Annotated in this window: 15 protein-coding genes and 5 pseudogenes; 12 read left to right on the top strand and 8 right to left on the bottom strand. The window is 73.9% G+C overall.

Translation table 11 applies throughout. From position 1 onward, the window contains the following. The first annotated feature begins 43 nt into the window (after positions 1 to 43). The 6 genes and pseudogenes from WKH84_RS02480 (at position 44) to WKH84_RS02455 (ending at position 5743) form a co-directional block, all read left to right on the top strand. A complete protein-coding gene (locus WKH84_RS02480; RefSeq protein ID WP_341855514.1) occupies positions 44 to 553 on the top strand; it encodes a M28 family peptidase in 510 nt (169 codons plus the stop codon). After that, positions 550 to 1584, top strand: coding sequence for a M28 family peptidase (locus tag WKH84_RS02475; RefSeq protein ID WP_341855513.1), 1035 nt, complete (start codon positions 550 to 552; stop codon positions 1582 to 1584). Before WKH84_RS02480 ends, WKH84_RS02475 begins: the two co-directional genes overlap by 4 nt. Beyond that, positions 1479 to 2204 carry a hypothetical protein gene (locus tag WKH84_RS02470; protein WP_341855512.1) on the top strand — a complete coding sequence of 242 codons (726 nt, stop codon included), beginning with the start codon at positions 1479 to 1481 and terminating at the stop codon, positions 2202 to 2204. Before WKH84_RS02475 ends, WKH84_RS02470 begins: the two co-directional genes overlap by 106 nt. A gap of 44 nt (positions 2205 to 2248) precedes the next feature. Next, complete coding sequence (locus WKH84_RS02465) at positions 2249 to 3655, top strand: methyltransferase domain-containing protein (RefSeq protein WP_341855511.1); 1407 nt, start codon at positions 2249 to 2251, stop codon at positions 3653 to 3655. 476 nt (positions 3656 to 4131) lie between these two features. Then, positions 4132 to 4864: pseudogene (recO, locus tag WKH84_RS02460) on the top strand (DNA repair protein RecO). 59 nt (positions 4865 to 4923) lie between these two features. Next, positions 4924 to 5743 (top strand): annotated as a pseudogene (locus tag WKH84_RS02455) (isoprenyl transferase). Here WKH84_RS02455 and WKH84_RS02450 read toward each other — a convergent pair. The 6 genes and pseudogenes from WKH84_RS02450 to WKH84_RS02425 all read right to left on the bottom strand — a co-directional run. Further along, positions 5725 to 6183, bottom strand: a pseudogene (locus WKH84_RS02450) (hypothetical protein); the annotation flags it as partial. The pseudogenes WKH84_RS02455 and WKH84_RS02450 sit on opposite strands and share 19 nt — an antisense overlap. 167 nt (positions 6184 to 6350) lie before the next feature. Next, positions 6351 to 6797 carry a transcriptional repressor gene (locus WKH84_RS02445; protein ID WP_263310084.1) on the bottom strand — a complete coding sequence of 149 codons (447 nt, stop codon included), beginning with the start codon at positions 6795 to 6797 and terminating at the stop codon, positions 6351 to 6353. Positions 6798 to 6811: 14 nt separating this feature from the next. After that, positions 6812 to 7777: a metal ABC transporter permease gene (locus tag WKH84_RS02440; protein ID WP_341855510.1), complete on the bottom strand. Its 966-nt coding sequence runs from the start codon at positions 7775 to 7777 to the stop codon at positions 6812 to 6814. Continuing rightward, positions 7774 to 8052: a hypothetical protein gene (locus WKH84_RS02435; RefSeq protein ID WP_341855509.1), complete on the bottom strand. Its 279-nt coding sequence runs from the start codon at positions 8050 to 8052 to the stop codon at positions 7774 to 7776. The genes WKH84_RS02440 and WKH84_RS02435 overlap by 4 nt, the downstream gene beginning before the upstream one ends. Positions 8053 to 8091: 39 nt before the next feature. After that, positions 8092 to 8550: an ATP-binding cassette domain-containing protein gene (locus WKH84_RS02430; protein ID WP_341855508.1), complete on the bottom strand. Its 459-nt coding sequence runs from the start codon at positions 8548 to 8550 to the stop codon at positions 8092 to 8094. After that, a pseudogene (locus WKH84_RS02425) lies at positions 8547 to 9534 on the bottom strand (metal ABC transporter substrate-binding protein). The gene WKH84_RS02430 and the pseudogene WKH84_RS02425 overlap by 4 nt, the downstream one beginning before the upstream one ends. Before the next feature lie 150 nt (positions 9535 to 9684). Between WKH84_RS02425 and WKH84_RS02420 the strand changes: the two are divergent. The 5 genes from WKH84_RS02420 (at position 9685) to WKH84_RS02400 (ending at position 13750) form a co-directional block, all read left to right on the top strand. Further along, the gene (locus tag WKH84_RS02420; protein ID WP_341855507.1) at positions 9685 to 11076 is read left to right on the top strand and encodes a glycine--tRNA ligase; all 1392 of its coding nucleotides are present in this window, start codon (positions 9685 to 9687) and stop codon (positions 11074 to 11076) included. Between the two features lie 489 nt (positions 11077 to 11565). Beyond that, the gene (locus WKH84_RS02415; RefSeq protein ID WP_341855506.1) at positions 11566 to 11916 is read left to right on the top strand and encodes a hypothetical protein; all 351 of its coding nucleotides are present in this window, start codon (positions 11566 to 11568) and stop codon (positions 11914 to 11916) included. 129 nt (positions 11917 to 12045) lie between these two features. Next, positions 12046 to 12345, top strand: coding sequence for a hypothetical protein (locus tag WKH84_RS02410; protein ID WP_341855505.1), 300 nt, complete (start codon positions 12046 to 12048; stop codon positions 12343 to 12345). 244 nt (positions 12346 to 12589) lie between these two features. After that, positions 12590 to 13150, top strand: coding sequence for an ATP-dependent Clp protease proteolytic subunit (locus tag WKH84_RS02405; RefSeq protein ID WP_341856746.1), 561 nt, complete (start codon positions 12590 to 12592; stop codon positions 13148 to 13150). Between the two features lie 63 nt (positions 13151 to 13213). Then, on the top strand, positions 13214 to 13750 hold the full coding sequence (locus WKH84_RS02400; RefSeq protein WP_341855504.1) for an ATP-dependent Clp protease proteolytic subunit: 537 nt from the start codon (positions 13214 to 13216) through the stop codon (positions 13748 to 13750). On the opposite strand, the gene WKH84_RS02395 is transcribed toward WKH84_RS02400, so the two are convergent. Next, positions 13728 to 14084 carry a helix-turn-helix transcriptional regulator gene (locus WKH84_RS02395; RefSeq protein ID WP_341855503.1) on the bottom strand — a complete coding sequence of 119 codons (357 nt, stop codon included), beginning with the start codon at positions 14082 to 14084 and terminating at the stop codon, positions 13728 to 13730. The genes WKH84_RS02400 and WKH84_RS02395 overlap by 23 nt on opposite strands. A 9-nt stretch (positions 14085 to 14093) precedes the next feature. Continuing rightward, the gene (locus WKH84_RS02390) at positions 14094 to 15353 is read right to left on the bottom strand and encodes an LLM class flavin-dependent oxidoreductase (RefSeq protein ID WP_341855502.1); all 1260 of its coding nucleotides are present in this window, start codon (positions 15351 to 15353) and stop codon (positions 14094 to 14096) included. Between the two features lie 279 nt (positions 15354 to 15632). Here WKH84_RS02390 and dusB point away from each other — a divergent pair. Next, positions 15633 to 16742: pseudogene (dusB, locus tag WKH84_RS02385) on the top strand (tRNA dihydrouridine synthase DusB). The last annotated feature ends 1 nt before the right edge of the window (position 16743 follow it).

Below are 16743 nucleotides of genomic sequence, written 5' to 3'. Positions count from 1 at the left end.
AGGAGCGACCCCCGATGGGCGGGGCCGATCCTGCTCCTTGTGCTTGCTGCTTGCGATCGTCGGCGGGCTCCTCTCCCGCGGCACCACCGCGCCGCGCCCGTCGACCGCTCCGGAGGAGTCCTTCAGCGCCGAGCGTGCCGCGGCCGCGGCCGCCCCGCTCGTCCAGGAGCCGCGGCCGATCGGGTCCGAGGCCAACACCGCCGCCCACGACCACCTCGCCGAGCGGCTCGCCGCGGCAGGATTCGAGGTCACCTCCACGGAGGGGATCGGCCAACGCGCGGCGGAGGGCACCGGCTCGGCGGGGTACGTGCGCAATCTCGTCGCGACCCGCCCCGGCAGCGATCCGACGGGCACCCTCGTGCTGGCCACGCACATCGACTCCGTCCCCCACGGGCCCGGCGCCGCGGACGCGGGGGTGGGACTCGCGGTGATCCTCGAGACGGTCCGGGCGCTCGGCCCCGAGGCGCGCGCGCAACGACCTCGTGATCCTGCTGGTCGACGGGGAGGAGAACGGACTGCTCGGCGCGCAGGCGTACGTCGACGGCGCCGGTGAGGAGCTCGCGCGCACCGGTCGTGGTGCTCAACCACGAGGCGCGCGGCATCTCCGGCAGGCCCCTCGTGGCCCGCACCGCCGGTCCCATGCACGAGACGCTCCCGGCGATGCCCCGTCCCGAGTACGAATCGTTCACCGATGCGCTGTTCGGGGTCATCCCCAACGACACCGACTTCACGGTCTACCGCGACGAGGGAGGCTGGTGGGGACTGGACGTCGCCCTGATCGGCGAGGCGTGGGCGTATCACAGCCCGCAGGACGACGCCGAGCACCTCGATCCCGGCTCGCTCCAGCACTTCGGCGAGCTGACGCTCTCTCTCACGCGGGAGCTCGGCGCGCAGGACCTCGCCGCGCTCGAGGGCACGGGCGAGGACCGTCCGGTGCAGACGACCATGCCGTGGGGGATCCTCGTCACGCCGCCCTGGCTCGTGCAGGGCCTCGGCCTCGCCGCTCCGCTCGCCCTCGCGGCGACGGCGGCCGTCGTGCCGACGCGGACGGCTCACCCTGCTCGGCACCTCCTTCGGCGCGCTCCTCGCCCTGCTCGCGATCGCCCTCGCGGGCGCCGCCGGATACGGACTGTGGAGCGCCACCGCGGCCGCGAGCCCCGACATCCTCTCGCAGACGATGAAGGAGCCGGTGGTGGCGGCGCCCTTCCTCGGCGCGGAGCCGCTCGCCGGCGCCACGGTGATGGCGGCGGCCTGGTCGCTCGGCCGCCTCCTCATAGGTCGGGACGCTCTGCTGGCCGGGACGGGGATGCTCGCGCTGCTGCTCATCGCCGTGGTCGCCGTGCTCTCGCCGGCCTTCGCGAGCTCCATGGTGCTCCCGGCCGCTGCGGCGGGCATCGGCATCCTGCTCGGCACGCCGCTTCCCCCGGTCCCCTCGCTCGTGGCGAGGGCGACCGCCCTGCTTGCCGACGGGATGGCTCGTGGGCACCCAGGTCCATGCGCTCGGCGAGTTCGGGATCGCCTCCTCGGCCGGAGCGCTCGCCGCGACCACCGCACTGGCCCTCGCCGCCGCCGCGCCGCTGCTGATCGCGCCGCAGGGGGAGGCCTCGGGCACCGCGCGGCGGCCGCACCGGCCGCTGATCCCCGTCGCGCCGGCGGTCCTCGCCGTCGGCCTCGCGATCGGCGGCACCGCGCTCACTCGCGCCGCGGGCGAGCCCGTGCAGGAGCGGGTGCTCGCCGCCGTCGACGCGGAGACCGGGCAGACGCGCTGGGAGAGCGACGGCGTGACCGAATGGGGCCGGTCCCTCGACGGCACCGAGGGCACCTCGGTGGTCGAGGGGCCGCAGATCGAGGTGGAGCCCGCGGGGGAGGGGTCGACCAGCACACGGATCCGTCTGACCTCGGCGCGGCCCGGAGCCGAGTACCGCCTGGAGCTCGCAGAGGGGGAGTTCTCCGGGGTCACGGTCGACGGGGAACCACTGGCCGACGACGACTCCTCGGGGTCGCAGGCTCTGCGTGCCCTCCGGATCGTCGGGGTCCCCGCCGGCCACGAGGTCGTGATCGAGGCCGAGGTGCCCGCCGGGGCGAGCATGCAGGTGATCGAGGCCGTCTACTCGCCGGCACTGGCCGATGGCTGGGTGGCGCCGGGGGCCGGTGTCTCCCTGGTGCGACCGAGAATGGAGATCTCGCGGACCGTCACCCTCTGAGCTGATATCTTGACGTCAAGATATGTGTCGAGGGAAGGATCCCGATGGCCCACACCTGGAGCCCCGAGCGGTACCTCCGCTACGGCGACGAGCGCGCCCGGCCCTTCCTCGACCTCATCGCCCGCCTCGGCGCCGAGTCGCCGCGGCGCGTGGTCGACCTCGGCGCCGGACCGGGCACGCTGACGCGACTGCTCGCCGAGCGCTGGCCGGAGGCGGAGGTGCTCGCCGTCGACTCGAGCCCCGAGATGATCGCCCGCGCCGCCGAGATCCCGGGCCTCACCGCCGTGCACGCGGACCTGCGCACCTGGGAGCCGCCCGGCGAGGTCGACGTGCTGGTCACCAACGCCGCGCTGCAGTGGGTCGACGGGCACCTGGAGCTCCTGCCGCGCCTGGCGGGGATGCTCGCGCCGGGCGGCCGGCTGGCGATGCAGGTGCCGGGCAACTTCGAGGAGCCCAGCCACACGATCCGTCGCGAGCTCGCCGCCGAGGAGCCCTTCGCGCCGCACGTGCAGGGCATCGCCTCGCCCGCCTCGCACGACGCCGCGACCTACGTGCGGGCGCTGCAGCAGGCGGGCCTCGAGGTCGACGCCTGGGAGACCACCTACCTCCATGTCCTCCACGGCCCCGACCCCGTCTTCGACTGGGTCGCCGGCACCGGCGCGCGGCCCACTCTGCAGGCGCGCCCGAGGATCTTCGGCCCCGCTTCGAGGAGGAGTTCAAGGCCAGGCCGCGCCGCGCGTATCCGGACGACGGGCACGGTGTGGTGTCGCCCTTCCGCCGCGTCTTCGCCGTCGGCCGCCGGGGCTGAGCGGCGGCAGACGAGCGGGCGCACCGAGCGGCCGGCCGTCGCGTCCGCGACCCCGCCGGCGCGCGGCCACGACTCGGCTCAGCCGACCTGCGGGAAGCCCTTCCTCGCGGCCTCAGCGATCCGGTTCAGCCGCTTGCGGTCCGAGAGCGCGCCGAGCACGCCGCCGAGGCCCGGGATCGCCTTGCCGAACAGGCGCGCCGAGCGCAGGCCGAAGCGCCGGATGAGTCGCCCGCCGACCGCGGAGACCACGGCCGAGTGCGGGGACACGGGGAGCCTCCCCGCCACGCCGCGGGCGCGGCACCGGCGACGGGGCTCAGGCCGATGTTCCTCAGCACGTCCCCGGACTCCTCGCCGAGCGGCGTCGCGAGCACCCGCACGCGAACCTCCTCGTCATCCAGGTCGTAGCCGCGCACGACGGCGATCGCGCCGACCATGCGCGTGGCCTGGATGTAGAACTCCATCACGTTGGTGGGCAAAGCAGGACCGGCAGGGTCACCACGCCCCCGAGCCCGGTGAGGAAGCCGCCGGCGGTGACGCCCCGGCGGTGCCTGCGGACGATCCGGCGCACCGCCTTCTCCGGCCGCTTCCGGGCCCGGCCGCGCTTGCGCCTTCCTCGCGACGTCGGCGGCGGAGGAATAGGTGAGCTTCCCGTCCAGGCCGATGTCGCGGACGGTGTCGATCATGCGGCCGCACGGCGCCGTTCGGGCTCGTCTCCGCCTTCTCGGTGCGGGCCTCGCGCATCGCGTCGCGGGCGGTGCTCTTGGCGGTGTCGTCGCGGCGCGGCATGCCGAAGATCCCCATGGGCGTCCTCCTGGTCGTCGGTGTCCGGCGGTCGGTGCCGCGCCCTCGCGGCAGGTGCGGCACGAGACCCATCATGCCGTGCCGCGGCCGCCCGGGCGTGCAGGCGGACCACGCGGTGGGGGAGTCCGACGGGGACGGGTGCGGCGAGACGCCGTCCGGCGGGAGCGCGGTGCGACCCGTCGAGTGCGTTGCAGGGCCCGGCGAGAGCGCGGCGCCGCGCGTTGCGAGCGCCGCACGGCCCGGCGTGAGCGAGGTCCCGTCCGCCTCGGCCGTCGCCTCCGCCGATGCGTCGTGCCCGCGGCGTAGTCTCGGAGCACCATGGCCAGCAAGCTCTACCGTGACGATGCGATCGTCCTGCGCACCCACCCGCTGGGCGAGGCGGACCGCATCATCACGCCGCTCACGCGGCGGCACGGCAAGGTCCGCGCCGTCGCCAAGGGCGTGCGCCGCACCGGCAGTCGCTTCGGCGCGCGGCTGGAGCCGTTCACGCTGGTCGACGTGCAGCTGCACACCGGGCGGAACCTCCACACCGTCACCCAGGTCGTCACGATCGAAGCCTTCGCCGTCGGCATCACCGCGGACTACTCCCGCTTCGCCGCCGCCAGCGCCATGCTCGAGACCACCGACCGGCTCACCGACGAGATGGTCGATCCCAACCAGCGCGGCTTCCTCATGCTCGTCGGCGCGGCGCGCGCCATGGCCGAGGGCCGCATCGCCCCGCCGCTCGTGCTCGACTCCTTCCTGCGCGCACCCTCGCCGTCTCCGGCTGGGCGCCCGAGCGCGCGTCTGCGCCTCCTGCGGGGCCGACGGCCCCCACCACGCCTTCGACGTGCGTGCGGGCGGCCTGGTCTGCACGGCCTGCCGTCGGCCGGGCGCCATCGCGGTGCGTCAATCCACGATCGAGCACATGATCTTCCTGCTCGCCGGGGACTGGGAGAATGTGACCGATGCGGAGGAGACCGTGCGACAGGAGGCGGGTCGCCTCATCGAGGATACGGTGACCTGGCATCTCGAGCGCTCGGTCCGCTCCCTGCACTACGTCGAACGCTGATCCCCATCCCGGGCGGGTCCACGGCCCGCACGATCCCGCACGATCCAGGAGGACCCCGCATGCCCGGCGCATCCCGTCACGGGTACCAGGAGCCGTTCGCCCACCCCAGCGGCGCACTGCCCCCGCAGCCGCCGGCCCCCACGATCCCTCGCCACGTCGCGGTGGTGATGGACGGCAACGGCCGCTGGGCGAACCGCCAGGGCCTGCCCCGCACGGCAGGGCACGAGGCCGGCGAGGCGGCGCCGCTGGACGTCGTCGCCGGCGCCCTCCAGATCGGCGTGACGCACCTGAGCGCCTACGCCTTCTCCACCGAGAACTGGAAGCGGTCCCCGGAGGAGGTGCGCTTTCTGATGGGCTTCTCCCGTTCCGTCTTTGCGCCGCCAGCGCGACACCCTGGACTCCTGGGGCGTGCGGATCGTGTGGATCGGCCGTGAGCGGCGGCTGTGGGGCTCGGTGATCCGGGAGCTCAAGGAGGCCGAGGAGCGTACCCGCGACAACAACCGCATGACGCTGTACATGTGCGTGAACTACGGTGGTCGCGCCGAGATCATCGACGCGGTGCGCGAGATCGCCGAGGAAGCCCGGGCAGGGCGGCTCAAGGGCTCCGGGATCAGCGAGAAGACGATCCAGCGCCATCTCGTCGACCCCGACATGCCCGACGTGGACCTGTTCCTGCGCACCAGCGGCGAGCGGCGCACCTCCAACTTCCTGCTCTGGCAGGCCGCCTACGCCGAGCTCGTGTTCGTCCCCGAGCTGTGGCCCGACGTGGACCGCCGCGTGCTGTGGCGGGCGATCACGGAGTACGCGCGGCGCGATCGGCGCTACGGGGGAGCGGTCGACGCCCCTGATGCGCCGGAGGCTCAGTCCGCAGGGCTCTGAGCGACCCGCTCTGCCGCGGCGGTCTGCGCGGGCCGAGCCGGAGCGGCGGCCGGCCCCGTCGCGGTCGGCCGGTCGGTGCCGACCTCGGACGGGGCCTCGGTCGCGACCTCGCTCTCGGCGAGGGTCGCGACGAGGGCGGCCCGGGCGCCCGTGCGGCGGCGGTGGTGCGCGACGAGAGCGACCAGCGGCACCAGCAGGGCGAGCACGGCGACGGCGCCGGCGGGGGAGATGAGGAACAGCTCGAACCAGCCCGCCACGGCCACCAGGCCGACGGTCGCGTAGATGATCGCCCAGGCCAGGCCGCCGACGGCGAGGGCGGGCAGGTAGCGACGGGCAGGCATGGCGGTCAGGCCCGCGGCGGCGTTCGCGGCGGTCTGGAAGCCGACGGTCAGGAAGCTCAGCGCCACGACCCAGGCACCCCAGCGGTTGACGAGCTCGGTCGCGCGGCCGCACGGACGTCGACTCCAGCGGCTTCTTCACCCGGCCGCGGTTCGCGGCCTTCCGCGCCCCGCGGCCGACGAGATAGGTGCCGCCGGCGCGCGCCCAGATCACCACGTACAGGAACGCGATCGCCGGCGGCAGCGGCGGCGCGACTGGACCCAGTCCATCATCGCGCGGCCACCTCGTCCTCCGGCTCCTCGGGATCGTCCTCGTCCTCCGAGGGTGCGGCGGTGCTCGAGTGCTCCTCGCACAGCCCGAAGACCTCGAGGGTGTGGTCCACCTCGGTGAAGCCGTGCTCGCGGGCGATCGCGGTCATGGACGCCTCGAGTCTCGGGGCGAGGAACTCCACGGTGCGGCCGCACTCGCGGCACACCAGGTGATGGTGGTGGCCGGTGTCCTCGCACTGTCGGTAGAGGGACTCCCCGTCCCCCGCCACGAGCACGTCCAGACGCCCGGCGCGGGAGAGCGCCTGCAGGTTGCGGTACACGGTGGCGAGGCCGACGGTCTCGCCGTCGGCGCGCATCTGCTCGTGGATCTGCTGGGCGCTGCGGAAGTCCACCTGCCGGGAGAGCGTCTCGAGGATCGCGGCGCGCTGGCGGGTGTTCCTTTGCATGCCCTCATTGTCCCTCACCTGGTGCGGGACCTCCATCTCTGGTGGGAGGGACCACCATCACCGGTGGGAGGGACCATGCGCCGCCGACGGGGAAGCGTCCGCGGCCGCGGGCCCGGGGCCGCCCGCCGGCCGGCGCGGCGCGCCGCGAGCAGCGAGCGGACGACGAGCGCGGCCACGTACACCGCGATCGTCAGCGGCACGATCACGCCGCCCGGCGGGAGGTCGACGTAGACCGTGATCACCAGGCCGCCGACGGCGCACAGCACCGCGATGACCATGGCGGTGCGCATCGTGCGGGCGAAGCCGACCACCAGATCTTGCGCGGCGGCCACCGGCACGATCATCAGCGCCGAGACCATCAGTGCGCCCACGATCCGCATCGACAGCGTCACCGTCAGCGCCGCCATCACCGCGATGAGGACGTTGACGGTCCGCACCAGCGACCCCGCGGCGCGGGCGAACTCGTCATCGGCGGTGACGGCCGCGAGCAGGCCGGAGAGCCCCACCCCGATCGCGAGCACGACCACGGCGAGCACGAGCGCGATCACGGTGTCCAGCCGGGTCACGGTCGAGAGGGAGCCGAAGAGATAGCCCATCAGGTTCTGCGAGGTGCCGCCGGCGAGCTGGATGATGACCACACCGCCGGCGATGCCGCCGTAGAACAGGATCGCCAGCGCCACGTCGCGGCTGGTGTGGCTGATCTCGCGCACGTATTCGATCAGCACCGCGCCGATCACGGAGGCGGCCAGCGCCCCCGGGATCGCGAGCAGGTCCGCCGGGGTGGCGGAGAGCCAGGCGCCGACGAGCCAGCCGACGGCCACGCCCGTCAGCGCGACGTGCCCGAGGCCGTCGCCGAGCAGGGAGAGCCGCTTCTGCACCAGATAGGTGCCGACCACCGGGGCGGTGAGCCCGATGAGCACCGCGATGATCAGCGGGTAGCGCAGCAGATCGGAGGTGAGGATGTCCAGCATCGAGATCATGCGGGGTGGATCTCCTGTCCCAGGCATTCGTCGAGCGGGGCGGCGTCCTCGGGGTGTCCGTGCCCGGGGTCGAGGTGCGGGCGCTCGCTCACGGGGCCGTCGTGGACCATGCGGCCGTGGTCGAGGACCACGGCGCGGCTGATGTCATCGGTCAGCGGACCGGTCTCGTGCAGGACCACGAGCAGGGTGGTGCCGCGGGCGGAGAGATCGCGGAACAGGTCGGCGATCAGCCGCTGGGTGGGGACGTCCACCCCGGAGAAGGGCTCGTCGAGCACGAGCGCGCTCGGGATCGCGCACCAGGGCCCGGGCGATCATCACGCGCCGGCGCGCCCGCCGGACATGCGGGTGATCGGCCGGCCGGCGAGGTCCGCCATCCCGACCGCCTCGAGCGCGGCATCGACCCGGGGTTCGCGGGCGCTGGGCCACCAGCGGCGGGCGGTGAGCAGGCCGCTGGCGACGGTCTCCCGCGCGGTCGCCGGGATCGAGCCGGTCTCGGCCGACTCCTGGGGGACGTAGCCGAGGCCGTCGTGGGCGCGGCCCTGGGAGACCGGGCGGCCCAGCAGGTGCGCCGTGCCGCTCTCGAGCGGCGACACCCCGACCGCGGCGCGCAGCAGGGTCGACTTGCCCGAGCCGTTCGCACCGAGCGGCGCGACGAGCTCGCCGCGCTCGATGCTCAGGTCGATGTCGTGCAGGACCCGCTGGCCGGCGCGGGAGACGCTCGCGCCGACGATCTCGACGACTGGCCCGTCCCCGGCTCCGTCCCCGGCGCTCACGCCCAGCTCTCCGCGAGGGCGGTGCAGTTGCTTCTCATGACGGCAGGGTAGTCCGCCCCCGGGGACTGCTGGGTCTCGAGGTTGTCCAGCTCGGCGCTGTCGATGCCGAGATTGTCGGCGAGGGTCTGGGCGACCTTCGGCGAGGCGGTCGCCTCGAAGAAGATGGTGGTGACCTCCTCATCGCGGACCACGGTCTCGAGGGCGAGTAGCCGCGCGGGGACGGCTCGGTCTCCGGGTCGATCCCGGAGATCCCCACCTGGTGCAGGTCGTAGCGGTCGGCGAGATAGGTGTAGGCGGCGTGGCTGGTGATGAAGGTGCGTCGCTCATCGGCCACGACCTCGAAGGCGGAGGTCAGCTCGGCGTCGAGCTGCTCGAGCTCCTCGCGCACCGTGGCCGCGGCGGAGGTGAACTCCTCGGCGTGCTCGGGGAGAGCTCGCCCAGGCGCGCGGCGATCGCGTCGCCCAGATCCGCCATCCGCAGCGGGTCGTGCCAGAAGTGGGGGTCGTTCGGGCCGTGGTCGTGGCCCTCGTGGGAGTCGCCCTCCTCGGCGTGCTCGGCGTGCTCCTCCTCGCTCTCCCCGGCGTGCCCCTCCTCCACAGCGCCGGCATCGGCCGGCAGGAGCGTGATCACGGAGGAGACGTCGAGCACCTTGTCGCCCCCCTGGGAGGCGATGGCGTCGTCGAGCGCGGTCTGGAAGCCGGGGATCTGCGGCACGAGGTCGGCCTCCTCGACGAGCATGGTCTGCTTCACGGACAGCTCGAGGCCGTGGGCGTCGGCCCCCGGCGTGGTGAGATCCGTGAGGGCGACGTGCTCGCCGCCGATCCGCGTGACCAGGAAGCTCAGCGCGTAGGCCGAGGTGACGACCGACAGCCCGTCCCCGTCGGTGGCCGCACCCTCCCCGCAGGCGGCCAGGAGCGCCGCACCGGCGCCGAGGCCGAGGGCGGACAGGAGGGTGCGGCGGCGAAGAGGAGAGGCATGCGACATGACAATCATTCTCACCAATGGCAGTGCCGGGGTGCAAGTGGGGAGGCCCTGCGGAGCCGGTGCGCGTGGGGACGCTCACACGCGAGCGGCGTCCTGGGCCGATGACTATGCTGGGCGCGTTCTGACCGCACCGTCACCAGGAGTCTCCCCGTGGCCAAGGCCCCCGCCAGCACGCTGGACAACGTCATCGCTCTCGCCAAGAAGCGCGGCTTCGTGTTCCAGGCCGGTGAGATCTACGGAGGCTCCCGCTCCGCCTGGGACTACGGCCCCCTGGGCGTGGAGCTCAAGGAGAACATCAAGCGCCAGTGGTGGCGCACCTTCGTCCAGTCCCGCGGGGACATGGTGGGCCTGGACTCTTCGATCATCCTCCCCAAGCGGGTGTGGGAGGCCTCCGGTCACGTCGCGACCTTCGTCGACCCGCTGGTGGAGTGCCGCAGCCGCCACAACCGCTTCCGCGAGGACCACCTGATCGAGGCCTTCGAGGCGAAGAAGGGCCGCGCCCCCGAGGGCGGGCTGGCCGAGGTCCCCTGCCCCAACTGCGGCACGCGCGGCGAGTTCACCGAGCCGCGGCAGTTCTCCGGCCTGGTGAAGACCTACCTCGGCCCCGTCTCCTCCGAGGCCGGCCTGCACTTCCTGCGCCCCGAGACCGCCCAGGGCATCTTCGTCAACTTCCTCAACGTCGTCACCGCCACGCGGCAGAAGCCGCCCTTCGGCATCGGCCAGATCGGCAAGGCGTTCCGCAACGAGATCACCCCCGGCAACTTCATCTTCCGCACCCGCGAGTTCGAGCAGATGGAGATCGAGTACTTCACCCCGCCCGCGGAGGCCGACGAGCACTTCAGGGCCTGGGTCGAGGAGTGCTGGAACTGGTTCGTGGATCTCGGCATCAAGGAGGAGAACCTCCGCCGCTTCGACGTGCCGGAGGACGAGCGCGCCCACTACTCGGCCGGCACCATCGACTTCGAGTACCGCTTCGGCTTCCAGGGCAGCGAGTGGGGCGAGCTGATGGGCGTCGCCAACCGCACCGACTTCGACCTGACCAGCCACACCGAGGCCTCCGGCACGAAGATGCAGTACTTCGACCAGGCCGCGAACGAGCGCTACACGCCCTACGTCATCGAGCCGAGCTTCGGCCTGACCCGCTCGATGATGGCCTTCCTCGTCGACGCCTATCGCGAGGACGAGGCTCCCAACGCCAAGGGCGGGGTCGACAAGCGCACCGTGCTGGGCCTGGACCCGCGCCTCGCCCCGGTCAAGGCCGCGGTCGCGCCGCTGTCCAAGAGCGAGGACCTCGTGCCGCGCGCCGAGAAGCTCGCCGAGTCGCTGCGCAGGCACTGGAACGTCGAGATGGACGTGACCCAGGCGATCGGCCGTCGCTACCGCCGCCAGGACGAGGTCGGCACCCCGTTCTGCCTCACGGTCGACTTCGAGACCGCCGAGGACCAGGCCGTCACCATCCGCGAGCGCGACACCATGACCCAGGAGCGCGTGGCGCTGGACCAGGTCGAGTCCTACCTCGCCGCGCGCCTGATCGGCGCCTGAGCCGCACAGCACGGCCGACGGGGCCGACGGGGATCTCCCCGTCGGCCTCGTCCTCGTCTCGGCGAGGTGACGGGTGTCCAGGACCGCGGATGTCCGGGACCGCGCGGGTCCGAGGCCGCCGAGCGTCGCCGACGGGCGCGTGGCGACATGAGATGGCTGTATCGCCATGTCGTGCCGCCACGCGCCCGTCCGTGACACGTCGCGCCGCGGGGATGGCAGAGTGCTCCGCATGAGCGGCACCTCCGGCCTCGAGCTGTCCGCCGCCTACCACCGGGAGGTGGTGGCGCCGCCGCTGGAGCGCCGGCTGTCCGGTCTCCCGTACGCCGCGGCGCGGCTGGGCTCCGGCTCCGACGTGCTCGGGTTCGACGACGCGCAGTCGAGGGACCACGACTGGGGGCGCGGCTCACGCCGCTCGTCGAGGGCGGGGCCGCGCAGGAGGTCGACGCGCTCCTCGAGCGGGAGCCGCCTACCCAGTGGGGCGGCCACCCCGTGCGCTTCGCGACGACCTGGGAGCCGGTGGTCCGCCAGCGCGTGGAGGTCGCCTCGGCCGCGGACTTCGCCGCCTCGCGGGTGGGGATCGCCCCGCGCGGCGTCTCGGGGGCGCGCGCCGCTCGACCTGGTGGACTGGCTGCGGCTCACGGGGCAGGCGGCGCTCGAGGTGACCGCCGGTCCCGTCTTCCACGACGGCACCGGGGCGATCACCGCGATCCGGGAGCGGCGCGCACCTACCCGGAGGACGTGCGCAGGTACGCGATCGGCGCGGACTGGACCCGCATCGGCCAGGAGCTCGCGGACGTGGGCCGGGCCGGGCGCGCGGCGACGAGGACGGCTCCGCCGTGATCGCCGCGCGTCACGTGCGCACCCTCTTCGCACCTCGCGCATCTGCCGCACCGGCGCTGGGCGCCCTACGGGAAGTGGCTCGCCCGCTCGGCGGCCGCGGCGCCGGACGGCGATGCCCTGCGCCGCTCCGTGCTCGCGGTGCCGCGGGCACAGGACTGGCGCACCCGGCAGGGCGCCCTCGCCGCGCTGGTCGAGCAGGTCGCCGCGCCGCAGGGACAGGTCGGCCTGCCCACCCTGGACCCCGCGACCGAGCCCTTCTTCGACCGCCCCCATGTGGGACTGCGCGCACTCCCGGAGCCGCTGGCCGAGGAGACCACCGACCCCGAGGTGCGCGCACTACGCCCCGGCATCGGCACCGCCGAGCAGATCAGCGACCACGTGAGCGTGCTCGTCGACTCCGTGCTCCGCAGGCGGCTCGTGGGCGGGTGAGCACCCGCCGCCCCGCTCCGCCCGCACCCTCCTCCACGGGGCGCCCCGACGACTCCGCCCTGCGCTGATCAGTCGCGGGCTGATCAGCACGCGGCGGAGAACGCACCGAGCGGAACGGCGGCGGCGCAGTCTGGGGCCATGACCACGCACACCGCCCCACCGCCCCGTCTCGACACCTCCGACCCCGCCGCCCCGCGACCCCTCGCCTCCCTCACCGCCGCCCGGCTCCTGCACCAGCGCGTCGCTGCTGCTGGACCGAGAGCTCGAGCAGGACAACGGATCGTCGCTGGCCGCCCAGTCGCTCCTGCTCGCGGCCGAGGACCCCGCCGCCGACATCACCCTGCTGATCAACTCGCCCGGCGGGCTGGTCCCGGCGATGCTCGCGATCGGCGATCTGATGGACCTGGTCCCCTGCGACGTGCGCACAGTCGCGCTCGGCATGGCCTACAGCGCCGGGCAGTACCTCCTCACCCAGGGCACACCCGGCAAGAGGTACGTGCTCCCGCACGGCCAGGTGCTCATGCACCAGGGCTCGGCCGGGTTCGGCGGCGCCGCCGCCGACATCGAGCCGCAGGCCGAGGACCTGCGCCGCAACCGCGACCTGCTGATCCGCCTCACCGCGGAGCGGACCGGGCAGAGCGAGGAGCGGATCGCCCGTGACTCCGAGCGCGACCGCATCTGGGACGCCGAGGGCGCCGTGGACTACGGCTTCGCCGACCACGTCGCCGCGGACCTCGCCGAGATCCTCCCGCTCGGTCCGTCCGGAGCCCGCGGCCGCGCCGCGGGGATCGGGGGCGCACGATGAGCAGCTACACCATCCCCTCCGTCATCGAGCGCACCCACACCGGCGCCGAGCGCGCGCGCCGACGTGTTCTCCCGCCTGCTCAGCGATCGGATCGTCTACGTCGGCACCCCGATCGACGACGGCGTCGCGAACACCGTCATCGCCCAGATCCTGCACCTGGAGAACGAGTCTGCCGACGCACCGATCCACCTCTACCTCAACTCCTCCGGCGGGGACGTGCAGGCGGTGCTCGCCATCTACGACACGCTCGCCTTCGTGCGCGACCGGGTGGCGGTCACCTGCATCGGCCAGGTGGTCGCGGCGCCGGTGGTGCTGCTCGCGGCGGGCACGCCCGGGCTGCGCTGGGTCTTGCCCCACACCCGCGTCGTCCTCCACCCGCTCGAGGCGCAGGGACGCGGCGCGGTGCCGGACCTGATCCTCGCGACCGAGGAGGTCCAGCGACTGCGCGGAAGCCTCGAGGCCCTGCTGGCCGAGCACTCCGGACAGGACCTGCAGCGGGTGCGGCGGGACCTCGAGCGGGAACAGGTGCTGGATGCGGAGGCGACCGTCGCCTACGGCCTCGCCGACGAGGTCTCGCTCAGGCGGCCGCGAGCAGAGTGACGCCCGAGCCGTCGCGGGGCGGTGCGAGCGGGGCGGCGGGGGAGGAGCGCAGGTGGAGGACCGGCGCGCCCCGGCGGTCCGACGGGGCGGCGGCGAGCGCGCCGTCCGCGATGCGCGCAGGGAGCAACGGGAGGTCGAGGCCGAGCGCGCCGAGGATCGCGGCCAGCGGCTCCGAGGAGGGGTCCTTGCGTCCCCGCTCCACGTCGGAGAGGTGGCGCATGGAGACGCCGGCCGTGCTCGCGACCTCGGTGAGGGTGCGGCGCTGACGGTGCCGCTCGGCACGCGGCTCCGCTCCCATCAGCTCCCGCCACAGCGGCTCGAGATGCGTCTCCATGAGCCGAGACTACGGCCGTGCCGCGCCGGGTGGGAGGCGCTCTGCTGTGGGCGGAAGGTCCCTGTCAGGGGAGGTCTCGAGCTCAGGGCAGGGCGAGGAGGAGGTGCGGCGGCGACGTGGCGGGCGAAGGCGTCCAGGGTCCGCGTGGCGTCCTCGAGGGGAGCGCCGGAGGGCGGCACGAGCGCGATCTCGTCGGCCTCCAGCACCACGGGGTCCGCCAGCATCGCCTGCGCGACGGCGACCGGCTCGTCGAGCACGACCGGACCGTAGACCGCCTCGCGACCGCCGAGCTCGGTGCGGCGGTGCTCGGCGAGCACCCCCGCCTCCGCGGAGCGCTCGCGCGGGATCAGCGTGGTGTACCGCTCGAGCTCCGCCTCGTCGAGCACCGGAAGCATCTGCCGGCTGACCATGACCCGGCCCTCCCCGTGCCCGGCCTGGAGCGACGCCTCGCGATAGGCGCGCGGCGCCTCCAGCTGGAGCCGCGCGAAGGAGCGGCCCGAGCCGTCGTCGGGGGCCATGGTCGCCAGCCGCAGGCCGAGGCCGAGTCGGCCCGCCATCGCCGCCCGCTCCGGGCTCGCCGCGCCGTAGGCGAGGCGGCGCCGCGACCCGGGCGCGCGGGCCGCAGGCGCGCGGCGTGCCGGGCTCGACCTCCTCTATGTGCGCGTCCGCCCCCGCGACGATCTCCCCGTCCAGGAAGGAGAGCAGGTCGTGCAGGATCCGGTCCACGTGGTCGCGATGGTCGCCGTGCAGGGCCCCGAAGGCGCGGGCGTAGATCGCATCGTGCGCGGAGTAGCCCGGTGCGAGGCCCGCGCGCGACCGTCCGCCGGTGAGCAGGTAAGCGGTGGCGAGGTCCTCCGCGAGCCGGCCCGCGTTCTCGAAGCGCGGCGGGATCACCGCGGTGCCCAGCTCGATGCGATCGGTGTGCTGGGCGAGGACGGAGAGGAACAGCGGCGGCGAGGGCGGCGCGTCCTGCAGGTGCCGCACCCGCACGTAGCCCGCGTCGTAGCCGAGCTCCTCCGCGGTGCGGAACAGGGCACGGCCCTCGTCCAGGGCCGAATGGTCCACCTGGGCGACGAAGCCGATGCGGGGCGCGGGGCGGCCCGTCGCGGCGCCGGTCGCGGGTGCGATGTCGTGCGCCGGTGCGGTGCCGTTCGCCGGCGCGGTGCCGGCCGGGGTTCGGTCTGTCTTGCGGATGTGCTCATCGCACGCCTCCTTCGAGCGAGATCCTCGGCGGCACGGTCGCCCGGCGCCGGGGAGTGGTGCCGTCACCTGATTCTCCCCCGCGGGGAGGGCCCGACGGGGGACCGAGGGCCCTCCGCGCTCCCGCCCCAGACCGTTCCTCCCCGGGCGGACCCGATGCACATCACCTCATGGATCCTCCCGAACGTCCGCCCAGGATGGGACAATCCAGGGACGATGACCCTTCTGACCGACACCGCGACCGCCGTGACCGCCGCTCCCGCCCCCGCCGACGCCCCGTCGGCCACCGGACGGGAGCGCATTCGGCGACCCCTCACGATCGGGAGGCTCACCGTGGACACCCCGGTGATGCTCGCGCCCATGGCCGGGGTCACCAACATGGCCTTCCGCGTGCTGTGCCGCGAGTTCGGCGCCCTGCACAGCCAGGACGACGGCGGTCTGTTCCCCACCGAGATGGTGACCACGCGCGCGCTGATCGAGGACCACCGCGAGTCCTGGCGCCTCGCCGCGCATGGCCGATCGGGAGCGGCCTCGTTCCGTCCAGCTGTACGGCGTGGACCCCGCGGTCGTCGCCCGCTCGGTGGAGATGATCCTCGAGCGCGACGGCGCCGACCACATCGACCTGAACTTCGGTCGCCCCGTCCCCAAGGTGACCCGTCGCGGCGGCGGCGGCGTGCCGCCCTGGAAGGATGAGCTGTTCACCCGCATCCTGCGCGCCGCGGTCGAGGCCGCCGGCGACGTGCCGGTGACGCTGAAGACCCGCAAGGGCGTGGACGACGACCACCTCACCTACCGCGACGCGGGTCTGATCGCCCAGGAGGTCGGCGCGGCCGGGATCACCCTCCACGGCCGCACCGTGAAGGAGCAGTACTCCGGCACCGCGGACTGGACCTCCATCGCGGACCTCAAGCAGACCGTCACCGACATCCCCGTGCTCGGCAACGGCGACGTGTGGTCCGCGGAGGACGCGCCGCGGATGATGGACGAGACGGGCGCCGACGGCGTCGTCGTCGGCCGCGGCGCCAGGGGCGGCCCTGGCTCTTCGCCGACCTCGCCGCCGGCTTCTCCGGCGACACCTCACGGGTCCGCCCCGGCCTCGGCGACGTCGCGCGGATCCTGCGCCGCCACGCCGAGCCGCTCACCGAGTTCTACGAGAGCGAGGACCGGGGCGTGAAGGACCTGCGCAAGCACGTGGCCTGGTACTTCAAGGGCTATCCCGTCGGCGGTGACATGCGTCGCCGCCTCGCGACCATGGAGTCCCTCGCGGACCTCGACGAGAAGCTCTCCGAGCTCGACCTCGCCGCCCCCTACCCGGGCGCCGACGTCGAGGGGCCGCGCGGCCGCACCGGCCACCCCCGCAACGCCACCGTCCCCGCCGGCTGGATGGACACCCGCGAGCTGTCCGACGAGCACCGGGCGCGCCTCCACGAGGCCGAGCTCGACATCTCGGGCGGCTGAG

Source organism: Brachybacterium sp. GPGPB12 (assembly GCF_038396325.1).
In the GTDB taxonomy this organism is placed as follows: domain Bacteria; phylum Actinomycetota; class Actinomycetes; order Actinomycetales; family Dermabacteraceae; genus Brachybacterium; species Brachybacterium conglomeratum.
This window is presented reverse-complemented; position numbering and strand designations above follow the sequence as displayed.

Excerpts from the sequence above, each read along its gene's own strand:
- WKH84_RS02395 (WP_341855503.1), bottom strand. The coding sequence starts at position 14,084 with ATGGAGACGCATCTCGAGCCGCTGTGGCGGGAGCTGATGGGAGCGGAG.
- WKH84_RS02440 (WP_341855510.1), bottom strand. The coding sequence starts at position 7,777 with ATGATCTCGATGCTGGACATCCTCACCTCCGATCTGCTGCGCTACCCG.
- WKH84_RS02445 (WP_263310084.1), bottom strand. The coding sequence starts at position 6,797 with ATGCAAAGGAACACCCGCCAGCGCGCCGCGATCCTCGAGACGCTCTCC.
- WKH84_RS02465 (WP_341855511.1), top strand. The coding sequence starts at position 2,249 with ATGGCCCACACCTGGAGCCCCGAGCGGTACCTCCGCTACGGCGACGAG.